This window comes from Oleiphilus sp. HI0080 (genome assembly GCF_001635135.1).
This window is the reverse complement of the sequence record NZ_LWFU01000025.1, coordinates 1-314: the sequence shown is the minus strand read 5'-3', so window position 1 is coordinate 314 and position 314 is coordinate 1. Positions and strand designations below refer to the sequence as shown.

The 314-nt window shown below is 45.9% G+C and carries 1 protein-coding gene; it reads left to right on the top strand.

The window, feature by feature from the left end; all coding sequences use genetic code 11:
* Positions 1 to 23 precede the first annotated feature (23 nt).
* On the top strand, positions 24 to 314 hold a 291-nt coding region (locus A3751_RS00475; RefSeq protein WP_304438986.1), incomplete at its 3' end, for an Rnf-Nqr domain containing protein.

The window sequence follows — 314 nt, the reverse complement described above, 5'->3', positions numbered from 1 at the left end:
AGCACCTTGAAGGGCCTCTCAGCATGAACCACATCGACGAACTAAAAACGCTTAGCAAGAACGGCCTATGGTCCAACAATCCGGCACTCGTTCAATTGCTTGGACTGTGTCCTTTATTAGCGGTTACCGCCACCGTTGTGAATGCTATTGGCTTAGGCGTGGCCACAATGCTGGTTTTGGTCATGTCGAATATTTCTGTGTCTTTGATTCGAAACTTTGTCAGCGATGCCATTCGTCTTCCTGCATTTGTAATGATTATTGCTTCGCTCGTTACCTGTGCTGAACTCCTAATGAAAGCTTTTACGTATGAGCTT